This is a genomic window from Paenibacillus sp. 276b (assembly GCF_900107875.1).
In the GTDB taxonomy this organism is placed as follows: domain Bacteria; phylum Bacillota; class Bacilli; order Paenibacillales; family Paenibacillaceae; genus Paenibacillus; species Paenibacillus marchantiae.
On sequence record NZ_FNRR01000002.1, the window covers coordinates 161,427 to 185,730 of the forward strand.

Below are 24,304 nucleotides of genomic sequence, written 5' to 3' on the forward strand. Positions count from 1 at the left end.
TATAATGCCTATAATAAAAACGAATTGAATTATAGTTGCAGACCATATAAAGCTCATTCGTACACCTCCCGAATTTCTGTTGATTAACTATAATTATACATAATTTGGGAGGCGTACGATGAGAAAATTAATTTTATGATCTTGTGGTAATGATTTTACTCTTTCAATTAGAGTAATTACTCAGTACGACCAACAACCCGCCAGTTATTCGCCTGCTCCACTGTTAGTGGTTGATGTCTGCGAATATAATCCTCCACCAGTGCCGCCATATCCGTGGCGCCTTCGTGAAGTACCTTTTTGCCCGGATACATCGCATAATCACCGCCACCTGCTGCGCGATAACTGTTCATCACTACAGAATACGTCGCGTCCATCGCAACAGGTATGCCCTCGCGTTCCAGCTTCACCACACGACTTCCCACAGGTTTGGAGATATCCAGCTCATATTCGACGCCCGCCCACATGTCATAATTATAATGCTGTGGTTTCGGCTGCATGTAAGCAGGATTAACGACAACTTCGCCTGATGTCTCCACTTCAAAGTAACGCGCCGTTTGTTCTAATGCATCCCGAATGTCCTGACCACGAAGCTCCAGCACCGTCAGTGTATTGGGATAGATAAAGTTAGACAGCACATCCCGAACGGTAATGAGGGAACCGAAACCGCGGGCCTCTTCACTGAGTAATGCGGTATTCGATATTTGTGCTCCCGTTGCTTCCATCTGCACCTGATGTACAAAAGCAATAAAGGGATGCGCCGCAAGCCGCAATGCGGCAGGATCGGTGATGGATAAGTCTCCGGCCACCTCGCCAATCGGCTGGTCCAGCCATGCCTGTGCTTTTGCTTCCAACTCATCCGTCAGTTTCATAACAGCCGCATCGGGCTGTACATCACTATCTTCATCCAAGAGCAACAAGCGAGCCTGTTTTCCGGCAATCTGCCACTTTCCATTCGATAACCGGTCCAACTGGGTGGATACATGACCTACACCGTTCCCACTAAATCCAGGCTGAACCACGGTCACACCATGTATTTCAGCGGTAAGCTGACGGTGTTGATGTCCGGTAAGCAGAACGTCAATCCCTTCAATGTCACGGCAGATCGCGTACGCCTGATTTTCTCCGGTTAACCGCTCAGCAGGTTCGCCTGTCTCCAGATCACTCTCAAAACCACCATGATAACTGACCACGAGCACATCCGGCTGTTCATGTTCACGAATATAGCCAACCCATGCACGAATAGTCTCCATAGCATCAAGGAACTGTAAACCTTCTATGTTTTTCGGATGCTCCCAATTCGGAATATAGTGCGTCGTTGCGCCCAGCAAAGCAATTTTAACGCCTGAAGACAAGGTTTTGATCAGATAGGGAGGACCGAAGGCGGGAATGGCTGCTCCAGTAGGTGCAGTGTGTAGTACCTCTTCGTCAGGCTTTCCTTCATTAACAATATTTGCAGATAGCCAAGGGAAATGGGAGTCTTGCACTGCTTTACGCAGCAAGTCCTGGCCGTAGTTGAATTCATGATTGCCCATTACGGCAGCATCATAGCCCAGTTCATTCAGAACATTAATGAAGGGATGCACTTCGTGATTCGAAACAAAGGAAGCAGCATATGAGGCCAAAGGAGAGCCTTGCAACAGATCACCGTTATCCACGAGCAGCAATTCGGGTGAACGATCCCGTTCACGCCGAATCAGCGAAGCAAGCAAAGCAAGTCCGGCTGGACGATAGGCATTGGTGTTGTAATGTATGGGACGAATGGCCCCATGAAGGTCACTGGTTACCATGATGTCGAAGTTTGCCGTAGTTGTTATGGATGTCATTTTACAATCTCCTCTAAATATATAAGTTTAAACATATCAAATCACAGGACATTCTAGCGGCAGAGTACAAGGGAATTCACCATTTCTACTTGTATTATCAACTGTAATGAGGCTATTCTAACAGATCAAAGCCGCTCTGACAGCCTGACAGGAAACTTTACAAAACTCCAAATTTCGTTTCACATCGCGCAAATAATTGACGACTATAGTAGACAAGTAATGAAAAATAGAAACTCTTTGGAGGGTGTTCGCTTGAAGAAGTCTGCTTTATTTTTACCATTGTTGATTTTGGTTCTGTTTCTAAGTGCTTGTGGGTCTAACAGTAGTACAACAGGTTCGGCTAACGGGGCTGATACGAGCTCGAATTCATCCGGTACTGACACGGCAGAGACAGACAAAGCCGCTGAAGGTTATGTGCCGACTGAGCTGACTGTACAATTCGTTCCATCACAAAATGCAGATACACTCGAAGCCAAAGCAAAACCGCTCGAGAAGCTGCTGGGTGACAAATTGGGTATCCCGGTGAAGGTCAGCGTATCCACAGACTACAACACAATTATTGAAGCAATGGCTTCCAATAAAGTGGACGTAGGTTTCCTGCCTCCGACGGCTTATGTACTTGCCAAAGAAAAAGGCGCAGCTGAAGTTATCCTTCAGGCACAACGTTTTGGTGTAAATGATGAGACTGGCGCTCCAACTGAGGAACTGGCAGATTCGTATAAATCCATGATTATTGTGAAAAAAGACTCGCCGATCCAATCCGTTGAGGATCTGAAAGGCAAAAAAATCGCTTACCAGAACGTAACTTCTTCTGCAGGTTATGTATGGCCGGCAGCCCTGTTGCTCGACAGAGGCATTAATCCTTTGAAAGATGTACAGGCAATCACGGTTAAAGGCCATGACCAAGGTGTGCTGGCAGTGCTGAACGGCGACGTTGATGCCGCAGCGATTTTCCAGGATGCTCGTAACACTGTAGTGAAAGACTACCCGACTGTATTTGAAGATACGCGTGTACTGGCGTTCACTGAGCCGATTCCTAACGATACCATCACAGTACGTACAGACATGAATGCAGATTGGACAGCGAAGATCAAACAAGCATTCATCGACATCGGTAAAGATCCACAAGGTCACGAAATTATCAAAGAAATCTACACACACGAAGGTTATGTAGAGTCTGATGACAGCAAGTTTGATATCGTTCGTGAGTACGGGGAGAAAGTAAAAACCGAGTAGTTCTCTGTTCAAGAAATATCGTGATGGATTGATCGCATTGTATTGCATTGATTATCTTTTCATTGGATAACTTCATCGGTTCAGCGGGCAGGCCAGTTCAGCGTGATACACGCTGCGCTGGCTTGTCCCATTACAGCGTGACCCTGCGAAATACCATATTAATGAAAGAAGGATTACAGCCATGATTGAGCTTCACAACGTAACGAAAACATATGCTAACGGCACCAAGGGCCTGAATAATATTAATCTGAAATTTAAACAAGGGGAATTCATTGCCGTAGTTGGTTTGTCTGGTGCGGGAAAATCGACGCTTCTGCGTTCCATTAACCGACTTCATGATATCAGTGACGGTGAGATTTTGATCAATGGCAAGTCGATCACGAAAGCTCATGGCAAGTCACTTCGCATGATTCGCCGGGATATCGGTATGATCTTTCAGAGTTTCAATCTTGTGAAACGTTCCAGTGTGCTTCGTAACGTGCTTGCTGGACGCGTGGGATATCATTCCACGATGCGTACCATTCTGGGCCGTTTTCCCAAAGAAGATACAGAACTCGCATTTGGAGCACTGGAACGGGTAAATATCGCAGAAAAAGCCTATTCCCGTGCTGATCAGCTGTCCGGTGGGCAGCAGCAACGTGTGGCCATAGCGCGAGTACTTGCACAGGAAGCCAAAATCATTCTGGCAGACGAGCCTGTCGCTTCACTCGATCCACTAACAACGAAGCAGGTAATGGATGATCTGAAACGCATCAACCAGGATCTTGGCATTACAACGATCGTGAACCTTCACTTTATCGACCTAGCCAGAGAGTATGCGACCCGTATTGTTGGATTGCGTGCTGGCGAAGTGGTGTTTGATGGTCCGGTATCCGAAGCAACGGATGAGCGTTTTGCAGAAATTTATGGCAGACCTATTCTGGCAGACGAGCTGCTGGATAAACAGGCTGTACAGGAACAGCGGGGAGAAGTTCTGGTATGAAGCAACCCGTAAACGTATCGATAGATGGATCATTGCAGAACGAATCAGGAAAGGGAAAGCGTCCTGGAACAGGTTCAGGCTCGGCTGTCCACCGTCCCAAACCACCAGGGCGTACCAAACATCTGCTCACGCTAGTGATCATTCTGCTGCTTTTGTGGGCAAGTGCCAGACAGACCGATGCCAGCTTCAGTGAGCTGTTTGAAGGTTTACCCAACATGCTGGATTTGCTGCGTGAGATGTTCCCGCCGCGGTGGACTTACTTTGACAACATCATTCAGGGCATGCTGGAGACGATCCGTATGGCTCTGATCGGTACAACGATCGGTGCGATCATCGCAATTCCGGTCTCGATTATCTGTGCAGGCAACTTAATGCCTAGCCGTTGGATCTACTATCCAGCGCGTTTTGTACTGAACCTAATCCGTACCGTGCCTGACCTGCTACTTGCGGCACTGTTCGTTGCTGTGTTTGGACTGGGACCGATTCCTGGTATATTGGCACTCGCCGTCTTCTCGGTGGGACTGATTTCCAAGCTGACCTACGAAACGCTGGAAACGATTGATCAGGGACCGCTTGAAGCGATGACGGCTGTCGGCATGAACCGGATTCAACTGATTGTTTATGGCGTGGTGCCACAACTGGCTGCCCAGTTTACTTCCTATGTACTGTATGCCTTTGAGATTAATGTACGTGCCGCTGCGATTCTCGGATTGGTTGGAGCTGGGGGCATCGGACTGTATTATGAAGCAACACTTGGATTCCTGGAATATGACAAAACGAGTGTAATCATTCTGTTTACCCTTGTCATTGTTCTGATCATTGATTATGTAAGTACTAAGCTGCGGGAGAAATTGTTATGATGAAAAATGAAACAAGCGTAATCCGGCGCAAACCACGGAAGAACCCGCTTCGCTGGGTCATTGTAATCTTGCTTATACTTGTGTACGCTTGGGCACTTGCCGGTGTACCGTTTACCGGTTTGAAGGAAACGGCTGGTCAGATCATGAAGGCAATTGTCGCCGGGATTTTCTCCCCGGATTGGGACTTTGTTTATCTGCCTGAGGGTGAAGATTTGCTGCGAGGATTGCTGGATACACTGGCGATCTCGGTGCTGGGTACCGTCATTTCCGCTGTACTGTGTATCCCGTTTGCGTTCTGGTCTGCCCGAAATATGAGCAGCTTCCGTCCTGTATCGGGTACGGGTAAAATGGTGCTCAGCTTTATCCGTACGTTCCCGGAGATTATTATGGCTTTGCTGTTCATCAAGGCGGTGGGTCCGGGTTCCTTCGCGGGTGTACTCGCCCTTGGGCTGCATTCCATCGGGATGCTTGGTAAACTGTTCGCTGATGAAGTGGAAAATATTGATTATGGTCCTTCTGAAGCGTTGCTCGCTTCCGGGGCGACTCGTATGCAGCAGTTGTGGTTTGCTGTACTGCCACAGGTTTTGCCCGGATTCCTTAACTACACGTTGTATCGGTTCGAGATTAATGTGCGTTCCGCAACCATTCTGGGGGTTATCGGGGCAGGAGGGATCGGTACACCGCTGATCTTTGCACTCAGTACTCGGAACTGGCCGCGAGTAGGGATTATCTTGCTGGGGATTATCGTGATGATCACGATCATTGATCTGATCTCTGGATACATTCGCAAGAAGCTTGTATAGGAAGAAAGGGTAAGATTGTTTGCTAATAAAGACGAATAAAATAAAGAACATGATGGATATGTTTCAATCCATTGTTGATCTATCGGAAGAGCAGCCCATGCAATAGCAGGTGCTGCTTTTTGTATTTTATAGGAAGTTAATATCAGCAAAATGTTGAGCCTATATGAAATTACTGTTTTAGAAGTAGACTCATCTTATGATACTGTATAGTTATAAATTTAGTAATGGAGGTAAATTGTGAGAAAAAACAATAATGTATTATGGGTGTCTATTTCTATACTTATTTTAATAGTCGCGATGTCTCTCACTGGTTGTTCCAAAATGCAAACAAGAATTAATCTCATGGGAGAGAGTGAACATTGGAGAGGCGAGCTAGATACGACAGTAACAAATGAAAGAGCGGAAAATGGAGAATATACTATATTTTATAAAAAAGATAATTTGGAAGATATTAAAGAATATAAAATTAACATTAATGAAGGAAGAATAATTAGAAAGGAGAGCGATTTAACTTCGAAATCTATAGAGTTCCCTATAACGAGTACAAAAGGTTCAATGGTTAGTAGGAATGAAGACCAAACTATTGTCATTGAGTGGACAGATATGAATGGTAACAATTTTGAAGAGAAACTGATCTTATCAGAAAAATAACCGAAAAAAAACCGAAGCGAGTGCCTGGAGTCCCGGCAAACTTGCTTCGGTTTTTCAATGCTTGGTTAAACGTTAGGCATTCCTTATTGAGACTTAGCTTGCTGCTGGCAAAGATACAGCGGATTTCGTTACTTGTACCGTAATCGTTTCAGTGCTTGTCACACCCGCTGCATTGATCAGCTCGGCACGATACGTGTACGTTCCATTCGCGTGACCGGATACATCTGTCACAGCGCTTTGTGCATTAGGTGTTACTGCGTTCAGTGCTTTGGTATCGATCAGTTGACCATTCTCATAGAGACGGTATTCTGATGCGTTTGTTCCCCACCACAGATTCATCGTCACTTTGTAGTTGCCGTCCCCATCCCAATTGTCTTGGGAGAGAACTGCTTTGCCAGGGGCAGCATTCGCAACTTGCACCGTGAGTACTTCACTGCGAGTTGTACCCTTGGAGTTCGACAGCTCAGCTACGTAGGTATAAGTACCGTTAGCTTTACCATTGATCGTTGTTTGGGCCGATTGCGCCGCTGGTGTAGCGTCTGTCAGCTTTTGTGTGTCAATCAGCACGCCATCTTCATACAGCTTATAGCTTGTGCCATTGTCACCCCACCAGAGGTTCATAGTAACGGTATAAGACCCTTCAGAGAGACCGTTGCTGTAACCATTGTTGGATGTAAGCGCTGGTTTACCTGGTGCGCCAACAGCTGGCGTCGAAGGTCCTTCTTCGCCGCCTTCTTCAACGGCTACGAAATCGTTCAAGCTTCTAGGCTTCAGTTGAAATACATCTTTGAAAATAGCGGCAACACCTGTCACGCTGATTTTATCGCCTGCTGCATAAGGGAAGGTCGTTTGCGTTACACCTGTGCGTGTATCCACACGTACATGCGTGCTTGTTCCGTCCGCTGCAACTGCATCGAATTCAAACGAACCTACCGGTGTTGCACTGATGATGTTCTGAACAGTTACTTCTTTCAATTGAACGAGTTGACCCTGGTTTGCAGCCGTAACTGCTGGCACTTCAATGGCAGCAGGGATGGAGGCTGTACCCGTTTTCTCGATCGCTACGATATCCGTAAGCTCAAATTCACTGTTGTATAGCGCCGTTGCTGCGGTTACTTTAACCACATCTCCAGCGTGGAAGCCGGCAGTACTTTGGAAAACATAAAGGCCACCGGTGGTGTCTTGAAGATAGAAGGATTGTCCACCAAAAGCACCTGGCTCTGTAGTAACTACACCCTCAACTGTAACCGTTGAACCAGCTGCTTTGGTGCGTGCATCAGCAATGCTGATCGTTGCCGGGATTGGTCCTTCTTCTTCCGGAAGCTGCTCAGCCGGAACATTGCCGACGGTAACTGCAGTCGTGATCAGGTTGCTGCCGTTCAGACGCAGACGCAGGCTGGCAGCGCCCGTTGTACCTGATTTAATGCGGACATTCAGGTCTTTGATTGCGCGACCTTTGCTGTCGGAAGTTACGCTAAAGTTGGAGCTATAACCGTACGAAGTCGGCCATGTACCACCTTCATTCTGAATCATGGCGACCTGTGTTCCGCCAGTCAGGTAAATTCCTGCACTGTAACCGGAAACGGTTGTGTTAGCAGGCATGTTCTCTACAACCACACGGATCTGGAAATCCTCCGCATTAGGCAGGGTTTCCTGCTTCACGATGCTGTAGGAAGCGTTCGCGCTTGAAGCTGGTCCACCATAAGAACCTGCTTTGAACGTGGAACGATCATACCACTTGTATCCTGCAGCTGGTGCAGCCCAAGGTTCAGCCTGTGGTTCTGTGGAAGCAGCAGGTTGTTCGAACGGAAGCAATGCTGTTGCATTATCCAGTTGAAGTCCGTTCACTTGAGTCAAGCTAGTGTAATTTTCTTGATTAGCAAGCCAGTTAACGGTATTGACCAGCAATTTGCCGTCATCAACTTCTTTGAAGCCGTCATACGTTGTTTTGCGAGCGCCAGTCTCTTCGCGAAGATACTTCGGTGAAGCATCTTCAACCGGAGAGGAATCGCCGATAAATGCTGCTTTACCTGCACCCAGCTTGGAAACGGCTACGTAAGGACCTTCCTCAACTCCACCGCCATTGTATACGCCCTGGTCAACAGCGTTCGGCCAAGCGTCATTCGTTTTCGGCAGGTATACAATACCTTTAGCCTTTGTTGGATCGGTGATCGCAAGAGTGGACCCTGCGTGCATGGCTACCGCAGATACACCTTCTGTAATACCAAATGCCTGTCCAGCAGGCACAATGTTAGTAGCATTAATATCGCCTAATGCGTTGTAACGGAAGCGTACTCCGAAATTATCGGACAGCCAGTCCGTGCTGGTTACATTTTGCATAGCCTCAGAGTTACGCTCCTCTGTGCTCATGCCTTTGGCTGGATCTTCGAATGCGCCACGACGATAGCCGTTAATCGCTTCAGAACCGTCCCAGCGGTTTTTGTTACGGTCAGCATTGTAGTGATCTCCAATGAAGAAGATGCTGCCGCCTTTTTCTACATACTCTTTCAAGGCTGCCTGTTCTGTCGTTTTGAAGGGAACATTGGGTTCAGCAATGACAAACACGTTATATTCTTTCAGATCGTCATAGGTAAAAGGAGTCGTCTTGCGCAGTTCCTTTACATAATATCCATCATTCGCGAGTGCATTGCCGAAGTCTGAGAAGCCTCCGTCAATGACCCAGTCAGCTGCTCCAGCTGTCTGTGCATGAGTATTGTCGAACAATACTTTCTTGCCTGCATTTCCGTTAACAACCTTTGCCTGAATGAACGGTGCAGGGTCTGTCGCCCATTCGGCCTGAACCGATGCATCTCCATTCCACAATCCAATCTGAAGCGGCAATGCCATGGACAATGCCAGGAGTGATTTTACCCATACTCCTCGCATACGTGTCAATTTACCCAACCAAATCCCTCCCAAATATTAGTTGAAACATGAGTTCGTCCATATTCTAACACACCAAAATCTCACATAGTCATAACAATTTGTAAAAACGAACTCGACTTTTGTAAAAATGAGTCCTTTGTCATGCTCCATCTAACAAATTTTGATACTTTCTAACATCAGATGTTGATTTCACGTCATTTCTGCTCATGAAAAAAAGCCATCTCTTATGAGATGACTTTGGCCCGAATCCGATTGACAGCATGGAATACCGAGGATTTGATCATGCCTTCACTACGGTTAACGAGCTGGGCGGTTTCTTTGATGCTGTACCCGTGAATCACGCGTAATTCAAGAATTTTGCGATGCTCTGTATTGTTAATGATCGACACAAGGTCGTTAACACCTTCAGAGATCTCCAATTCGGATGTATCACAGTGATACGTCTGCATCTCCAACTTACTGTCCCGCTTCAGTGTACGGGTCCGCTTGCGGAATGTATCCATGGCGAGGTTACGGGCAATTCTTTTGAGGTAGTAGAGAAGTCGTTCTTCCGGAATGTCTGCCGATACATTCATCATTCGAATGAAACACTCCTGCGTGAGATCCTCTGCATCCTGTTGATTTTTGACGATCTGAGATAGATACCGTGTCACTTCTGATTTATAGTTTACATAAGCATCATGAATGGTTGTTTTGTTCACGTGATGTTTTCCCCTTTGGATACCGATCTGGCTTTGTCCGGTCTGGTTTGTTCTCTGTGTTCCAAGTATATCGGGATGATGTTTCCAAAGACGCCAGACTTGTATCCGAGTTGTAACATTTCCGGTGAACCTCTGTTCAATCCTAGAGCAGAGATACAAAATATAAGGCAGATGAAATTCATAGAGCAGGGAGATTAAGATTCATCATGAGACCGAAACAGATTTTGATTATTGAAGACGAAGAGTCCATTCGCGACATCCTATCCTATTCTTTGCGTAAGGAAGGATTTGAGATGACTGAAGCAGCAACAGGCAGAGAGGGCTTGGATCTGCTCAGGGAGTCCAGACCAGACTTGATCCTGCTCGACCTGATGCTGCCGGACATGAGCGGGTTCGATGTATGCAGACAACTTTCCGTGAATTCGAAGATTCCCGTAATTATGATTACGGCGAAGTCCGATATGCTGGACAAGGTGCTCGGCATGGAGCTGGGGGCGGACGATTATATTACCAAGCCATTCGACATTCGTGAGGTGGTTGTGCGCATTCGGGCCATTTTCCGCCGGATTGATCTAATCAGCGAGACGCTGGAGAATCAGTCTTATGAAGTGGTACGGCTTGGCAGACATATTGAGATCCGCAAGGATGAGCGTGAAGTCTGGAAAGATGGGGAACGCGCCGGACTGACCAATAAGGAGTATGATCTGCTCTTATATTTGGTCAACCATCACCGCAAAGTACATACAAGGTCCGAGTTGCTGGATAAAGTGTGGGGATTTGATTTTCCCGGAGATACCCGGACGGTAGACATTCATATTCAGCGTATCCGCAAGAAGCTGGATAGCGGGGAGCAGGGGATTTCACTTATTGAGACGGTCTTCGGCGTGGGTTACAAACTGAATATTCAGGTGCATACATGAAGTGGACGATCCAGTTCAAAATGGTCGTTCTTTTCTCGGTCATCGTATTTATTGGTTTTTCGGCCTTGCTCATTATTTCGAATAAAGTGGGTGAGGAGAACATGTACAGGGAAGTGCAGGAGGACATGGTGCAATCCAAAAAAAATCTGGATATCGCGCTCAATCAATACTTCCTGATTCATAATAAACGGATTAGTGAGGACTCCCTGGGAACAGGGAATCGGGACCTCGCAGAACAGATCGGCTCCGCAGTAGGCGGCAAGGTCATAGTCTATCGGTCTGATGGCACTCCGTTTAGCAACGTGGGTGCGGAGGCGAAGCTGGCTGCTGCTCAAACCTCTGATCTACAGGCTGCCATGAAATCAAAGATCGCCTATACAACCGTGGTGGACAAAGGCAGAGTAACAGGGAATCTGTCCTTTCCTGTGCTGTCGGAGGGGAGCATCCTTGGCATTATCCAGCTGGAAAGGGATTATACGGATCTGTTCAAACGGCATCTGCGATTTCAGAACACCATCAAGGGCTTTGCAGCCGTCATTTTTGTGTTTGTTTTCATTGGATCTGTCTTTATTTCACGCCAGATTACGAAGCCGATTCGTGTGCTGACAAAACGTTCAGCCGAAGTTGCACAAGGCAGCCTGAATGCAGACATCCACATCTCAACGAAGGATGAGATTGGAGAGCTGGCTTCCAGCTTTACCGTCATGATTGCTCGGGTAAAGGAGCAGATTGACGTGATTGAGAGAGAACGGGATGAGGTCAAGCATTTACAGGCACGCAACAAGGTTTTTTTTGACAATGTGACGCATGAATTAAAGACACCGCTGACCACGATACTGGGGTATTCCCAGATTCTACGGGATAATGGATTTACGGATCAAGCATTCTTCGATAAAGGGTTGAAATATATTATCAACGAGAGCCAACGCCTCAACGTCATGGTTGCGGATATCCTTGAAGTGACCGTATCGTCCACACCGATTCAGACCTTCCGTTTTGAGCGGGTGAATGTATCGAATATTATTCGGGAAGCCTGCGAAGACATGTCCATCAAGGCGGGCAAGTACAATATTGGCATTCGCTATGAGCTGGAAGAATTGCTGTATGTCCAGGGGGACTGGAATAAGCTCAAGGAAGTTTTTTTGAATGTGCTGGATAACTCGGTCAAATACGGGAATGTGAATTCCATCATTCAGGTCCAATCGTTTCGGCTGGGGGATTCGGTAGCCATACTGATTCGTGATGAAGGAGAAGGCATTCCGGAGGAAGCGTTGAAGCATGTATTTGAACCCTTTTACAGGGATAACGGGAAGAACAGGACAGAGAAGGGAAGCGCTGGGCTGGGCTTGTCAATTGTGAAAAACACGGTGGAGCAGCATGGGGGAACGGTGGAGATGAAGAGTATATTAAACAAGGGAACACAGGTGAATATCAGTCTGCCTGGAGAATCGGACGTATGAAGAAACGAGGATTTTGGAGCAGATATCGCGATATGCTTATGTTATCCGGTTTGCTGATTGTATTTGTCGGAGGTATCTTTGGCATTGGTAGTCTGTTCAGCATTGGACATGGGAAGCCCAGGACCGTCATTCTGCCGGATAAACAGTTCAACAGCCGCCTCGCCCCACCGCCAAGCAGCACCATTCAGATTGAGTCGGCTACCAAGCTGCCCAATGACTTTGCCATTTATGATTTTGAGGTAGCTGATCCCAACACGGTCATATTGAATCGGCCGGATCGTTCCTATACCGGGATCAAGCTGTCGCAGCTGCATATGGATGATAATCTCTTGAAGGACATCGCCACGAATACAGAGTATGGGATTACTTTGAGTCCGGATCAGAGCAAGCTAATTTATTCACAGTACCGATCGACTCAGGCGCAGAAGACAACCTATGAATATGATTTGAAAACAGGAGAACATCTCAAGCTGAAGAATGACAACTCCTATTCACGCGTCTTTGTAGGTAATGAATCCTACATCGGATATGATGACCTGGTGTTCAACATGGTGGAGCTAAAGTCAGGAAAGAAACATGAATTGTACAGTTATGATGAGTTAGTTGCCAAGGTTGCGCAGGTGAGTAACATTTCAAGTCCGGATGATACTCTGATTATGCTGGATTCATATGAGATTAGCCGGGATCTATCACGGGTGTATGTGCTGGTCAAACTGAAAGAAAATTACGCCGTCTATAGCTTCTCTCTGAACGACAAAAATGATATCACCGCATACACCCCTGCCCAGGATATACAGCAGTTTAAGGTTTTGAAGAATGGGGACATGCTGATTCAGGGCATGATCAACAACGAACAGGGATTGTACAGATATCGAGCGGATACCAAAAAGTTTGAGCTGCTGGTCAAAGGGCCTATCTGGAGCTTCGATCTGGATGAGGAGGAGTCCCGCATTGCCTATTTTTTGACACTCGAAGGACAGAAGAATGAGGTGCACATTGCCTATCTGAATGACCGGAAGCTGGGGTCCGATACGGTTATTTACCGGAATATCGATTACTTTATCAAGTTGAAATGGAATGACAGCAATCTCTTTGTTGTCGGGAGCTCTATGGAAAAAAGCGAGTTATATCGGTTTAGCTTCCGAGCTTGGTAAAGATGTGAATATGGAATGCTCAGAAATTAGGCCCTATGGAATGAAGTCGCTATGTTAAGGACTGAACCCATAGGGTCTTTTTGTGATTTGAACATGTTGCATAAATCCAAAGAAGGCCATTCGATCCAATGGTGTAAAAGGCTGATTTTACAAATTGGATACAAGTCCAGATTGGACCGATACATCTGATGGCTATAATTACCTCTATTACATCGATGAGAGGAAGCCGGATTCATGCTGCGAGTTGAACAGGTATCACACACGTTCCGCAATGCACAAGGGATTGTTCCCGTATTGCAGGACATTAACATATCCGTGGGTAAGGGTGAGATGGTTGCACTGCTGGGAAGCTCCGGTTCAGGCAAATCGACGTTATTGCATCTGATGGCAGGTCTGATGAAGCCGGACACAGGCAAGATCCTTATTGCAGATCAGGATATTGTGCGTATGAGTGAGAACCGACTGGCGGAATTCCGCCGGACACATATTGGCTTTATTTTTCAGGCGTATGAGCTGCTGGCGAACCTGACAATTCGGGAAAATGTGGAGCTGCCGCTCGTGTTTCAGGGCATTCGCCCATCACGGCGTAAGCAAAAGGCGATGCACCTGCTGGAACAGGTTGGCCTTGTCGGCAAGTCCGAATTATTCCCTTCCCAGCTATCAGGAGGGCAGCAGCAGCGCGTCAGCATTGCGCGTTCACTGATTACGGAGCCGTCCGTCATATTCGCGGACGAGCCTACCGGGAACCTGGATACCCGAACGGAGGAAGAGATCATTTCCATTTTGCAACAGCTGAATCGGGAGATGCATACAACATTCGTTATTGTCACGCATGAGGCTGAAGTGGCGGAGCAGATGCAGGTTGTCATTACATTGCAGGACGGATGCTTGGTGGAGAGCGGCCAGTCCAAGGCAGTAGAGCAAGGAGAGCGGTTGTGAGAGTTCTGGATGTGTTGCGAATGTCATGGGGACAGATTGTGCGCAGAAAGGTGGTTACTCTTCTGTGCATGATTGGCCTGTCCATCGGCTGTGCGGCCATGATTATCGCATTAAGTGTGGGGCAGTCGGTACAGGTCTATGGTGAGAAAACGTTAAACGAGAATTACAAAATGGATGAGATTACGGTATCTCCCAATGAGGGAATCGGTTCGGGCGGAAGCAATGGGCAGACGTCCACCTTCGAACGAGGAGCGCTGACGGCTCGGAAAATCGATATTATTTCCAGCCTTCCGCATGTCGTCGCCGTTGCTCCGATGCTGAAGCTGGATATGCTGGAGATGGCTACATTGGATGGCAAAAGCTCCAATGTGGAAGTTATCGGTACAGAGCTTGGATCATTGAGCCGTTTCGGCTACCGTTTTGACAAAGGCGGGGCATCGGGGATCAGCGGAGCCGCTATTGTGAATTACGGTGCAACCTTCGGACTTGTGGACGCCGAGGTGATCCGCGAACTGAACAACAAGCTCATGGAGGATTCGTTTAATGACGAGTTTCTACAGCAATACATGGCGTTGATGTCTACCCAAACCGAGCTGTTTCAGGCACAGTTTAACCTGAAATATCAGGACATGAATGATTCATCCAAAGCCAAAACAAGCTCCCCTTTGCGAGTGACGGGTGTACTGAAGGTGCCTGGCGGCATGAGTGAGAACAATGCCATGTATGACAAAAAGGTCTATGTTTCCCTCGAAACCGCCCGAATGCTCGCTGAACAGTTCCAGAGCAGTCAGGCACAGGCCGCAGCAGCAGGACGGTTGAACTCGGCGCTCGTGAAGGTAGAGGACAAGAAGTATGTGGCACAGGTGCAGGAGCAGATTCAGAAGCTGACGCTGATGACAGACAGCAATCTGTATCAGGAGCAGGCGATGAAGGAACAGCTTGGCATGTATCAGAAGGCCGCTATGGGCATAGGGATATTCGTTATGCTGCTGGCTTCTCTATCCATTATCGTTGCGATGATCATGTCCACACATCAGCGCCGCAAACAGATTGGCGTCATGAAGGTGCTGGGAGCCAATCTGTGGCAGATCAGGCAGATGTTCATTACTGAAGCTGCTGTACTTGGAGTGTTGGGCGGCATTGTTGGTGTCTTCATCGCTTACGCAGCCATTCAGGGGGTAAATGGACTGCTCCAAGGGCAAATCTCGATGGAGGCAAGCACACCTCTCCAAGTGGTTATTGAGACGTCGGCCCTGCCTGCTGGTATAGCGTTTGCGGTGTTGACCGGAGTACTCTCGGGAATCTATCCGGCGATTAGCGCCTCGCGTACAAATGCGTTGCAGGTAATTAAATCGGCATAAATAAAGCAGAGATACAGGAAAGCACAGTTTATGGATTTAAGGATTTAACAGATGAAAATCACCAGACAGATTCAATGAAGGGACATACGGCAATGAAGAATTCGGCAATAGGCAAATGGATAAAGAGAATCATCATGATCGGACTGCTCGCAGGCGCTGGATATTTTCTGTACCAGCAATATAAACCGGTACCCGAAGCGCCCATCGAGGCTCCGCAGCCCATTACATTTGGAGTCACACAGGAGACGATCACGCAGGAAATTCAGGTCAAAGGCAAGTCGGCTTATGCCAAACAGACGGATGTGTACGCTCCTTTTGCCTCGAAGATAAAGCAGTGGAATGTGGAGAATGGGGAGCCCATTCACAAGGGAGCCGTCATGTTCTCGCTTGATTCGAAAGCATTGCAGACGGAAGTGCAGCAGTTGGAGACCGATATTGAGAAATCGAGGCTGGAAGCTCAATTGAATGAGATTGGTCTTACTCAGGGAGAGGGTCCCGAGCAATTGGGGGTTACTGAAGAAGAACGGAAGAAAGCCTTCGCCGAGCGGGAAACAAAACGACTGAGCAACGAAATGAACAAGGAATCCATCGCCGTAAAGGAGCAGGAGGTTCAGGCCAAGAAAGCGGTCATGGGTTTATCCACCGTGTACGCGCCGGTATCCGGTGTGTTTCTGATGAACGATACGGAGACCAAGACACGTATGGTGAGCGAAGGTCAGTATGTGGGTACCATTGTGGACACAGGCAAATTACAATTTGTGGCGGCCATTAGCGAGCAGGAGCTATTCAAAATCCAAACAGGCATGCCTGTAAGTGTACATATGACGGGAAACAAGGAGGTTCCGTTAACCGGAAAGGTCATCAAAATCTCCAAGTTTGCCAAAAAGGGAACGGAAACAGATCTGAAGCAGCCTTCCCAATTCGATATTGTCATTGATTTGAAGCCAAACGCCAAGCTGATCGGTGGATTAAGTCTGGAGGGCAAGATTGAAACGCTGCGCAAGGAGAAAGCGACGGTCGTTCCCACGCTGGCGGTCATGCGAGATCAGGATACGGCATATGTGATGCTGGATCAGGGCAACGGGCAATATGTACAGCAGACGATTCAAACAGGCATCGAGACAGATGACAAGACTGAAGTATTGAACGGCTTGAAACCAGGAGATATTGTTGTGCTTCCATAAAAAAATAGCATGAGAATATGCTATGTCAATTAGCTCATCACGGGAGAAAAGCCCGTGATGAGCCTTGTTTATGGCTTGGGGAGGCACATCTCAGAATTCCTGCCTGCTTTATGGAATTAAATATAATAAAATTTAATAAATTCAATTTACAGTAATATTTACATGGAGTATAATCGATTCATAAGGAGGTGGACACGCGATGTGAGGTTTGTATCGAGGGTAAGCCTTTTTTTAAAACTCTAAAAGTAAGCGCTTACTTTAATTAAGTCAGAGCAATGCCTTGAAAGCCGTTCACCAAAGATCACCCGCACACACCTACAGATGTTATCCCCCTTGCTTTGTCCCTTAACCTCAGTGTAAGACACCATTTCTGTTTCTTGTTTCACACCTTATTGTTGTTGACCTGGCTTGTCCCAATTGAACTACATTCATGGAGGTGAAGTCCCTACAGCTCATCCATACGTTCTCTACCGTGCATAGCATCTTGCCGACACAGAGGATCAGACATGAGTATATACCCAATCCAAGTACAGGAAAGGTGGAACCCTAATGACTAAATCGAAAACCTTATCGAAAGGCGGAAAGGTGCTTCGCAGAAGTGTAAAACAAATGCTGGCAGCAACGCTGCTCGCGGCGGGCATTTTCCCGGGCATGGCTCCAGGAGTGAGTCAGGCGGCTGAAGCGCATGTGGATAATCCGTTTGTCGGAGCTACGTCGTATTTAAACCAGGATTATTCCGCTCTCGTGGATACGTCCATTGCTCTCACCAGTGATGCAGCGTTAAAAGCCAAGATGGAAACGGTGAAATCCTATCCAACGGCAGTCTGGATCGACCGTATTGCTGCCATTAATGGTGGAACAGACAATGCCGGACGCAAAAGTGTGGAGCAGCATCTGGATGCCGCCTTGGCACAAAAGAAGTCAGGTACTCCAATTACCGCTTCATTCGTTATTTACAACTTACCTGGGCGGGATTGTCATGCCCTTGCATCCAATGGTGAACTTCCACTAACACAGGCGGCCCTACAGACGTATAAAAATGATTATATCAATGTAATTGCCGATATTTTTGCAAAGCCCAAGTATCAGGACATTCGCATCATCGCCATCATTGAGCCGGACAGTCTGCCCAATCTGGTAACTAATCTCAGTACACCAGCTTGTGCCCAAGCGAGTTCAACAGGAATCTATGAAGCTGGCGTGAAATACGCATTGGAAAAGCTGCATGCTATTCCGAATGTGTACAACTACCTGGATATTGGTCACTCCGGCTGGCTTGGTTGGGATAACAACCGTACAGGCGCAATCTCGCTGTATACCAGCGTTGTCCAAGGAACAGCAGCAGGTCTGAATAGCGCCGATGGCTTCATTACGAACACAGCGAATAGCACACCGCTGAATGAACCGAATCTGCCTAATCCCGATCTGAACATCGGCGGACAACCGATCAAGTCTTCCAAGTTTTATGAGTGGAACCCTTACTTTGACGAAACCGATTTCACTGCGGCACTGTATAGCGGATTTGTACAAGCTGGTTGGCCGGCCAGCACGGGCTTCCTCATTGATACCAGCCGTAATGGATGGGGCGGGGTGAATCGTCCAACGTCTGCCACAGGCAGTGATATTAACACGTACGTGAACTCCGGGCGTGTGGATAAGCGCGATCACCGGGGGAACTGGTGTAATAACAGTGGAGCAGGCATAGGTGAAGCTCCTAAAGCAGCACCAGGACCAGCCCATCTGGATGCCTATGTATGGGTCAAACCTCCAGGGGAGTCTGATGGCTCCAGCTCGGAAATTCCGAACAACGAAGGAAAAGGCTTCGACCGGATGTGTGATCCAACCTTTACAACTCGTGATGGTGTATTGACGGGTGCACTGCCTAACGCACCAGTGTCGGGTCACTGGTTCCATGACCAATTCGTCATGCTGGTGCAAAACTCATTCCCTGTTCTTCCAGCCAGCAATGGTGGAGGGGGTGGAACGACAGCTCCAGCAGCTCCGGCAACACTGTCTGCGACAGCAGGCAACGCACAGGTTTCCCTGAGCTGGACAGCCTCTACAGGTGCGACTAGTTATAACGTGAAACGGGCGTTGAGTGCGTCGGGTCCATTCACTACGGTTGCTGCGGGCGTGACAGGCACATCGTATGCCAACACAGGTCTGATCAATGGTACAACCTACTATTATGTGGTTAGTGCCGTGAATGCTGCGGGTGAGAGTGTGAATTCGGCTGTAAAAAGTGCGGTACCAGTAGCAGGTGTGACTGCCCCTGCTGCACCAACAGCGTTGACAGCTACGGCAGGCAATGCTCAAATCAGCTTGACTTGGGTGGCTTCGGCAGGAGCGACAGGTTATAACGTGAAACGGGCGTTGAGTGCATCGGGTCCATTCACTACGGTTGCTGCCAATGTGAGCGGCACATCCTACACCAATACGGGTCTGACCAATGGAACGACCTATCATTATGTGGTTAGTGCCGTGAACGCTGCCGGGGAAAGTGTCAATTCTGCCGCAGCTTCTGCAACACCGCAAAGTGTAGTTGTTCCGACCAGTGACCTGGTTCTGCAATATCGTGCGGGAGATACCAACGCGGCAGATAACCAAATCAAACCGTATTTCAACATCAAAAACGTAGGTAACACGGCTGTAAATCTGAGTGATCTGAAAATCCGTTATTACTTCTCCAAAGAAGGTACCGCAGCGATGGACTCTGCTATCGATTACGCTCAGGTTGGCGGAGCCAACATCCAGCGTACGTTCACTGATTCCTATGTGGAACTGAGCTTCACTTCTGGAGCAGGCGCGATCCAGGCAGGTGGACAATCCGGAGATATCCAGCTCCGCATGTACAAAACGGACTGGAGCAACTTAGATGAAACCAATGATTATTCCTACGATCCAACCAAAACATCCTATCAGGACTGGAACAAGGTGACCCTCTACAAAGGCGGTACCCTGGTCTGGGGCATTGAGCCTTAAAAGGGTGGCCAGATGATGGCCGAAGTGTTCAGTAATTAAGGCGAGTAAGATGATCTGATGCAGTGAAGGTCATAAGGGCGTTTCCAGCCCAACATAAAGTAGGGGCGTTTCGAAGTCATGTTCATGACCTTGGAACGCCCTTGCTGTTATTTTCAGCTTCACGTATCAACTGTTAATAGCTATGCACCAACTCTCATGGAGAGGGGCTTCAAAATCAGAGAGAGTAAGAGTGGAACGGGATAAGTTTTTTCTTGTAATGACTTCATCTTCATAATCATAGCCAAACCAGAGATGCCAGATTTCCAAATTTATTTCTTTATTAAGTGTAGTAACATAATTATATAATTCCTTCGTTAGATCTATTGGAGGAACATCAAATTTATAAATATGATTGAGATTAGTATATTTGCTCATGATTTTTAAAGCATATGAAGCACTTTCTATGTGAAAATGATTAGACTCTACCGGATCACCATAAAGAACCTTTGCATGTTCATTCATTTCTTTCCAAGGAATCAGGCCATCCGGAACATTCATACGAATCATATCCCCTACAGTTAAAATCTCTTGTCCTCTAAGTTTGATCTCGGGAATTGGACGATCTGCTGCTATGTAGAATTCGAAACTCATCTTCAATCACCCTGCCTTCATAAGGTACTCTTATATTATTGCATACAAGGGAATATTTTGAATATAAAATAACCGAAACGGCTGCTCCGCTGAACCGAAAGTAATATTTTCACATTAATCCTTCCTGAACAACACTGATTATTGATCGTTTTGGACGGATATTTGCCTATGTAAGCAGCAGGCAGGATGTCTATAATAATACCCGATGGGCAGGATGAAGCTGCTCTGATTGATGACAAAATGGAAAGGGGAGAGTCGAGAGAATCAGTATAGGAGGAAGCTTTTCTCTTGCACTTTTTGTAAGCGCATTCAGTAAAATTTGAAGGATATGAACGTCTGTATGGATTGACGGATGTCGCAACGATCAAGCACAGCCATAAGCATCACCCATTCTGTCTCAAGGAGAGTGAAGGTCGATGAAATCCAAAACATTAGCGCCGATACATAAAGGATCGGTTTCAGGTATGTACTCCAATCGCAGGAAGGTGCGTATGCCACTTGCAGCCAAAATGCTGTCTTCGGCACTAAGCGTTGCTTTGCTCGTTGCGGGAACAGCGGGTGCGAGCGGAGCAGCAGCTTCCAGTGAGAACAGCGCGGCAGAGGCCAGCATGCAGTCACATAAGGGAGGGAGTTCTTTGAAAGACATTCAGCTTGAGTATCTTGATCGCGGTCTGGTTGCGGCGTCTACTTCCGAGGGTGTTTTTCTCAGTTGGAGGTTGCTTGGTGACGAGGCCACAGGGTATAGCGATAAAGGTCTGACAGGCACGGATTTCAACGTATATCGTGATGGAAAGAAGATTGCTACGGTCACCGACAGCACCAACTATGTTGATGCCGCAGGCAAATCGTCGTCCCGTTATGAAGTGGCAGCGGTAAGCAAGAAGGGCAAGGAGAGTAAACACAGTGCATCCGTCAAACCTTGGGCGAACGGCTACGTCGATATTCCTTTGCAAAAACCGGCCGATGGTGTGACGCCAGTGGGAGAAGCCTACTCGTATTCTGCGAATGACATGAGTGTGGGCGATGTGGACGGGGACGGTCAGTATGAGTTTTTTGTAAAATGGGACCCTTCTAACTCCAAGGATGTCTCGCAAAAAGGCTACACCGGTAAAACGTACGTGGATTGTTACACGCTGGACGGACAATTGTTGTACCGGATCGATCTCGGGGTTAACATCCGTTCGGGTGCTCATTATACACAGATGCTCGTTTATGATTTTGACGGGGATGGCAAGGCTGAGATGATGTTCAAGACTGCACCGGGAACGAAGATCATCAAATATAACAAAAAGGGAAAGGTCACTTCCGAGAAATACATTACCCTTCCGAAGCAGGATCGCAAGGCAGGATACTCCAACGAAGATGATTACCGTTTAAGTGCAGATGGCTACTATGATCATGTCGTGGATATGTTCAAAAACTGGCATAAACATGAAGAGGTCGTGAAGGGCAACTGGCCTGCTACGTTGGAGGAAGCTTTTGGGATTGAGAAAAAGTATAGTTATCCATTGTCTCAGAAGGATGCTGAGAGCTTGGCCGATTACTTCATTGATGTGTATGCACCAAGCCGCAGTGACAAGAATGAGCTGCGCAAGTTCGAAGGTTTTATCGTCGATGGACCTGAGTATGTAACGGTGTTCGAAGGAGAGTCGGGCAAAGAGCTGGAGACCATTCCTTATGAGCCGGGACGGCAGGACGATGGGTTGATGTGGGGCGATTACGCAATGGCGCGTATTGAACCAGCGAACCGGGTAGATCGTTTCTTGGCAGGCGTGGCATATCTAGATGGAAAGAAACCGTCTGCGATCTTTGCACGCGGGTACTACACACGTTCGACCATGGTCGCCTACAACTGGGATGGCAAAAAGCTCAAACGTGAATGGAAAGTCGACAGTGGCTGGACACCGATGAAGAACCCGTTCAATGACGGTCCGCATGGGGTGGACGGTACTGATCCAGAGTATGGCTCCATTACAACGCAAGGTGCGCACTATTTCAGTGTTGCTGATGTGGATGGAGACGGTAAACAGGAGATTGTGTACGGCTCGGCCACGATTGATCATGATGGCAGTGTGTTGTACAGCTCCAAGGACCTGATGCCAGCGGAGAGTGCTGCTCCGGGAACGATTGCACGTCTGGGGCATGGGGATGCGCTTCATGTAGCGGATATTGATCCGGATCGTCCGGGGCTGGAGATCTTCATGGTGCATGAGGGTGGCCCTTGGGCACCATACGGATATTCCCTGCGGGATGCGAAGACTGGGGAAGTGATCTATGGCGGGTACACGGGCAAAGATACCGGACGTGGCATGATCGGTGATGTGGACCCGACCCGCCGCGGATTGGAGACATGGGCTGTGGGACTGTGGACGGCCAGCGGTGAGAAAATAAGCGATAAGGCTCCCGGCACGAATATGAATATTCGCTGGGCCGCTGATATGACAACTCAAATCGTGGACGGTGCCATTAATGTTACGCCTACGATTAAGGATTGGAATCGTGGAACTCTGCTGACCGCGAACGGCACGTTGACCAACAATTATACCAAGGGTACGCCATCTCTAGTAGCGGATATCTTCGGGGATTGGCGGGAAGAGATGCTGGTGAGAACCGAGGACAGCTCGGCGATCCGCATCTACCTGAGCACCGAAAAGACTGATCGCAAACTGTACACGCTAATGCACGACGCGATGTATCGTGTCGGCATTGCTGGACAGAACAGTGGATACAATCAGCCGTCCTACCCATCCTTCTACATGGCATCGGATATCGACTGGTCGAAGGTTACGCTGCCGAAGTTCGACACGCCCAAGTCGGGTAAGGGTGAAAAGTGAGATTTGAGAAGTGTCCCAATCCTCAGATGATCTTATGATGGTTGGGGTTTGAGGACTTAATACCAGTATGTTGATACTGTTGAACGTATTTGGAAAACCTGAATCCAAGTGTTTCCAACAGTGTTATTTTGTTATAAGAAGTTTACTATTGTATTAAAGTGAAGCTCTGGAGTAACCTCGGTGCGTTTAGGCGTACGGGAGGTTACCCGGAGTTTTTTTGATATGGTCAAACCGAAACAACAAACGACATCATCATTTCAAATGTGCTACGGATGCAAAATCTTGAATGGTATACTTTCCGTTTTCATGAATCAATGTGGTGATGGAGCATTCGGGAATCAGTTGACTTTGCATGGCGATAAAATTAGGATGCCAGACGTTAAGTTCAAGCTCTGGGAATGTGTTTACTAGAAAATCCGTAATTAACCCGCCATGAGTAACGATAACGATATGGCTATCTGGTGGCTCTACATTCGTCAATTCCGTTAGGAAAAAGGCCAAACGTTGGCCTGCCTGCTTAGAGGAATCACCCACAGGTGGGAGGTAGTCTGGATCACTTGTGCATCTGTCCCACATCGCGATGAATTCTTCAAAGGTTTGTTCAGGTAGGTCCCCCCAGTTGGCGCGTTCACGCAGACGCTGGTCTTCAGTCACTGTAATGTTTGTTTGGAGAGCAATATGTGCCGCAGTGTTGATCGCTCTTTGAAGTGGGCTTGCAATGATTTTGGTGACAGGTACGTTAGCCAAATGAAGTGCTGTCGACTTAGCTTGTGCTACTCCTTCGGATGTAATGGGAACATCACCGATGCGCTTTTCTTTTAATGCATGCCTCACCAGAAAAAATGTAGTTTTCATAGTCTCACTACCTCCTCGTTATAGATTAGATTAAATAAAATAA

At 47.5% G+C, this 24,304-nt stretch carries 18 protein-coding genes; 13 read left to right on the forward strand and 5 right to left on the reverse strand.

Features of this window, described 5'->3' with window-relative positions:
* Window positions 1-176: 176 nt before the first annotated feature.
* Window positions 177-1,823, reverse strand: coding sequence for a bifunctional metallophosphatase/5'-nucleotidase (locus tag BLV50_RS11565; RefSeq protein ID WP_090807794.1), 1,647 nt, complete (start codon window positions 1,821-1,823; stop codon window positions 177-179).
* Between the two features lie 252 nt (window positions 1,824-2,075).
* On the opposite strand from BLV50_RS11565, the gene BLV50_RS11570 reads away from it, so the two are divergent.
* The 5 genes from BLV50_RS11570 to BLV50_RS11590 all read left to right on the forward strand — a co-directional run bounded on the left by BLV50_RS11570 (window position 2,076) and on the right by BLV50_RS11590 (window position 6,355).
* Window positions 2,076-3,059 carry a phosphate/phosphite/phosphonate ABC transporter substrate-binding protein gene (locus tag BLV50_RS11570; protein ID WP_090807796.1) on the forward strand — a complete coding sequence of 328 codons (984 nt, stop codon included), beginning with the start codon at window positions 2,076-2,078 and terminating at the stop codon, window positions 3,057-3,059.
* A 181-nt stretch (window positions 3,060-3,240) separates the two neighbouring features.
* On the forward strand, window positions 3,241-4,041 hold the full coding sequence (phnC, locus tag BLV50_RS11575) for a phosphonate ABC transporter ATP-binding protein (RefSeq protein ID WP_063565947.1): 801 nt from the start codon (window positions 3,241-3,243) through the stop codon (window positions 4,039-4,041).
* Window positions 4,038-4,901: a phosphonate ABC transporter, permease protein PhnE gene (gene phnE / locus BLV50_RS11580; RefSeq protein ID WP_090807798.1), complete on the forward strand. Its 864-nt coding sequence runs from the start codon at window positions 4,038-4,040 to the stop codon at window positions 4,899-4,901. Before phnC ends, phnE (BLV50_RS11580) begins: the two co-directional genes overlap by 4 nt.
* A complete protein-coding gene (phnE, locus tag BLV50_RS11585) occupies window positions 4,898-5,704 on the forward strand; it encodes a phosphonate ABC transporter, permease protein PhnE (RefSeq protein WP_063565946.1) in 807 nt (268 codons plus the stop codon). Before phnE (BLV50_RS11580) ends, phnE (BLV50_RS11585) begins: the two co-directional genes overlap by 4 nt.
* 237 nt (window positions 5,705-5,941) lie before the next feature.
* Window positions 5,942-6,355 carry a hypothetical protein gene (locus tag BLV50_RS11590; RefSeq protein WP_063565945.1) on the forward strand — a complete coding sequence of 138 codons (414 nt, stop codon included), beginning with the start codon at window positions 5,942-5,944 and terminating at the stop codon, window positions 6,353-6,355.
* Between the two features lie 93 nt (window positions 6,356-6,448).
* Here the strand turns inward: BLV50_RS11590 and BLV50_RS11595 are convergent, their stop codons facing one another.
* Window positions 6,449-9,259, reverse strand: coding sequence for a chitinase N-terminal domain-containing protein (locus BLV50_RS11595; RefSeq protein WP_371129244.1), 2,811 nt, complete (start codon window positions 9,257-9,259; stop codon window positions 6,449-6,451).
* A 206-nt stretch (window positions 9,260-9,465) separates the two neighbouring features.
* The gene (locus BLV50_RS11600; RefSeq protein WP_063565944.1) at window positions 9,466-9,942 is read right to left on the reverse strand and encodes an RNA polymerase sigma factor; all 477 of its coding nucleotides are present in this window, start codon (window positions 9,940-9,942) and stop codon (window positions 9,466-9,468) included.
* A 206-nt stretch (window positions 9,943-10,148) separates the two neighbouring features.
* Between BLV50_RS11600 and BLV50_RS11605 the strand changes: the two genes are divergently transcribed.
* From BLV50_RS11605 to BLV50_RS11635, 7 genes are all read left to right on the forward strand, one after another.
* Window positions 10,149-10,862 carry a response regulator transcription factor gene (locus BLV50_RS11605; RefSeq protein WP_024628875.1) on the forward strand — a complete coding sequence of 238 codons (714 nt, stop codon included), beginning with the start codon at window positions 10,149-10,151 and terminating at the stop codon, window positions 10,860-10,862.
* Complete coding sequence (locus tag BLV50_RS11610) at window positions 10,859-12,322, forward strand: sensor histidine kinase (RefSeq protein ID WP_090807800.1); 1,464 nt, start codon at window positions 10,859-10,861, stop codon at window positions 12,320-12,322. Before BLV50_RS11605 ends, BLV50_RS11610 begins: the two co-directional genes overlap by 4 nt.
* Window positions 12,319-13,476, forward strand: coding sequence for a hypothetical protein (locus BLV50_RS11615; protein ID WP_090807802.1), 1,158 nt, complete (start codon window positions 12,319-12,321; stop codon window positions 13,474-13,476). Before BLV50_RS11610 ends, BLV50_RS11615 begins: the two co-directional genes overlap by 4 nt.
* 234 nt (window positions 13,477-13,710) lie before the next feature.
* Complete coding sequence (locus tag BLV50_RS11620) at window positions 13,711-14,415, forward strand: ABC transporter ATP-binding protein (protein WP_063565941.1); 705 nt, start codon at window positions 13,711-13,713, stop codon at window positions 14,413-14,415.
* Entirely contained in the window at window positions 14,412-15,776 is a 1,365-nt protein-coding gene (locus tag BLV50_RS11625; protein WP_090807804.1) for an ABC transporter permease, read from the forward strand. Before BLV50_RS11620 ends, BLV50_RS11625 begins: the two co-directional genes overlap by 4 nt.
* Before the next feature lie 74 nt (window positions 15,777-15,850).
* The gene (locus tag BLV50_RS11630) at window positions 15,851-16,960 is read left to right on the forward strand and encodes an efflux RND transporter periplasmic adaptor subunit (protein WP_090807806.1); all 1,110 of its coding nucleotides are present in this window, start codon (window positions 15,851-15,853) and stop codon (window positions 16,958-16,960) included.
* A gap of 549 nt (window positions 16,961-17,509) precedes the next feature.
* Complete coding sequence (locus BLV50_RS11635) at window positions 17,510-19,942, forward strand: glycoside hydrolase family 6 protein (RefSeq protein ID WP_090807808.1); 2,433 nt, start codon at window positions 17,510-17,512, stop codon at window positions 19,940-19,942.
* 165 nt (window positions 19,943-20,107) lie between these two features.
* Here the strand turns inward: BLV50_RS11635 and BLV50_RS11640 are convergent, their stop codons facing one another.
* Window positions 20,108-20,572: a hypothetical protein gene (locus BLV50_RS11640; RefSeq protein ID WP_090807810.1), complete on the reverse strand. Its 465-nt coding sequence runs from the start codon at window positions 20,570-20,572 to the stop codon at window positions 20,108-20,110.
* Window positions 20,573-21,063: 491 nt separating this feature from the next.
* Here BLV50_RS11640 and BLV50_RS11645 point away from each other — a divergent pair, with 491 nt between their 5' ends.
* Window positions 21,064-23,406, forward strand: coding sequence for a rhamnogalacturonan lyase (locus BLV50_RS11645; protein WP_090808760.1), 2,343 nt, complete (start codon window positions 21,064-21,066; stop codon window positions 23,404-23,406).
* Between the two features lie 252 nt (window positions 23,407-23,658).
* Here the strand turns inward: BLV50_RS11645 and BLV50_RS11650 are convergent, their stop codons facing one another.
* Window positions 23,659-24,261, reverse strand: coding sequence for a histidine phosphatase family protein (locus tag BLV50_RS11650; protein ID WP_090807812.1), 603 nt, complete (start codon window positions 24,259-24,261; stop codon window positions 23,659-23,661).
* Window positions 24,262-24,304 lie beyond the last annotated feature (43 nt).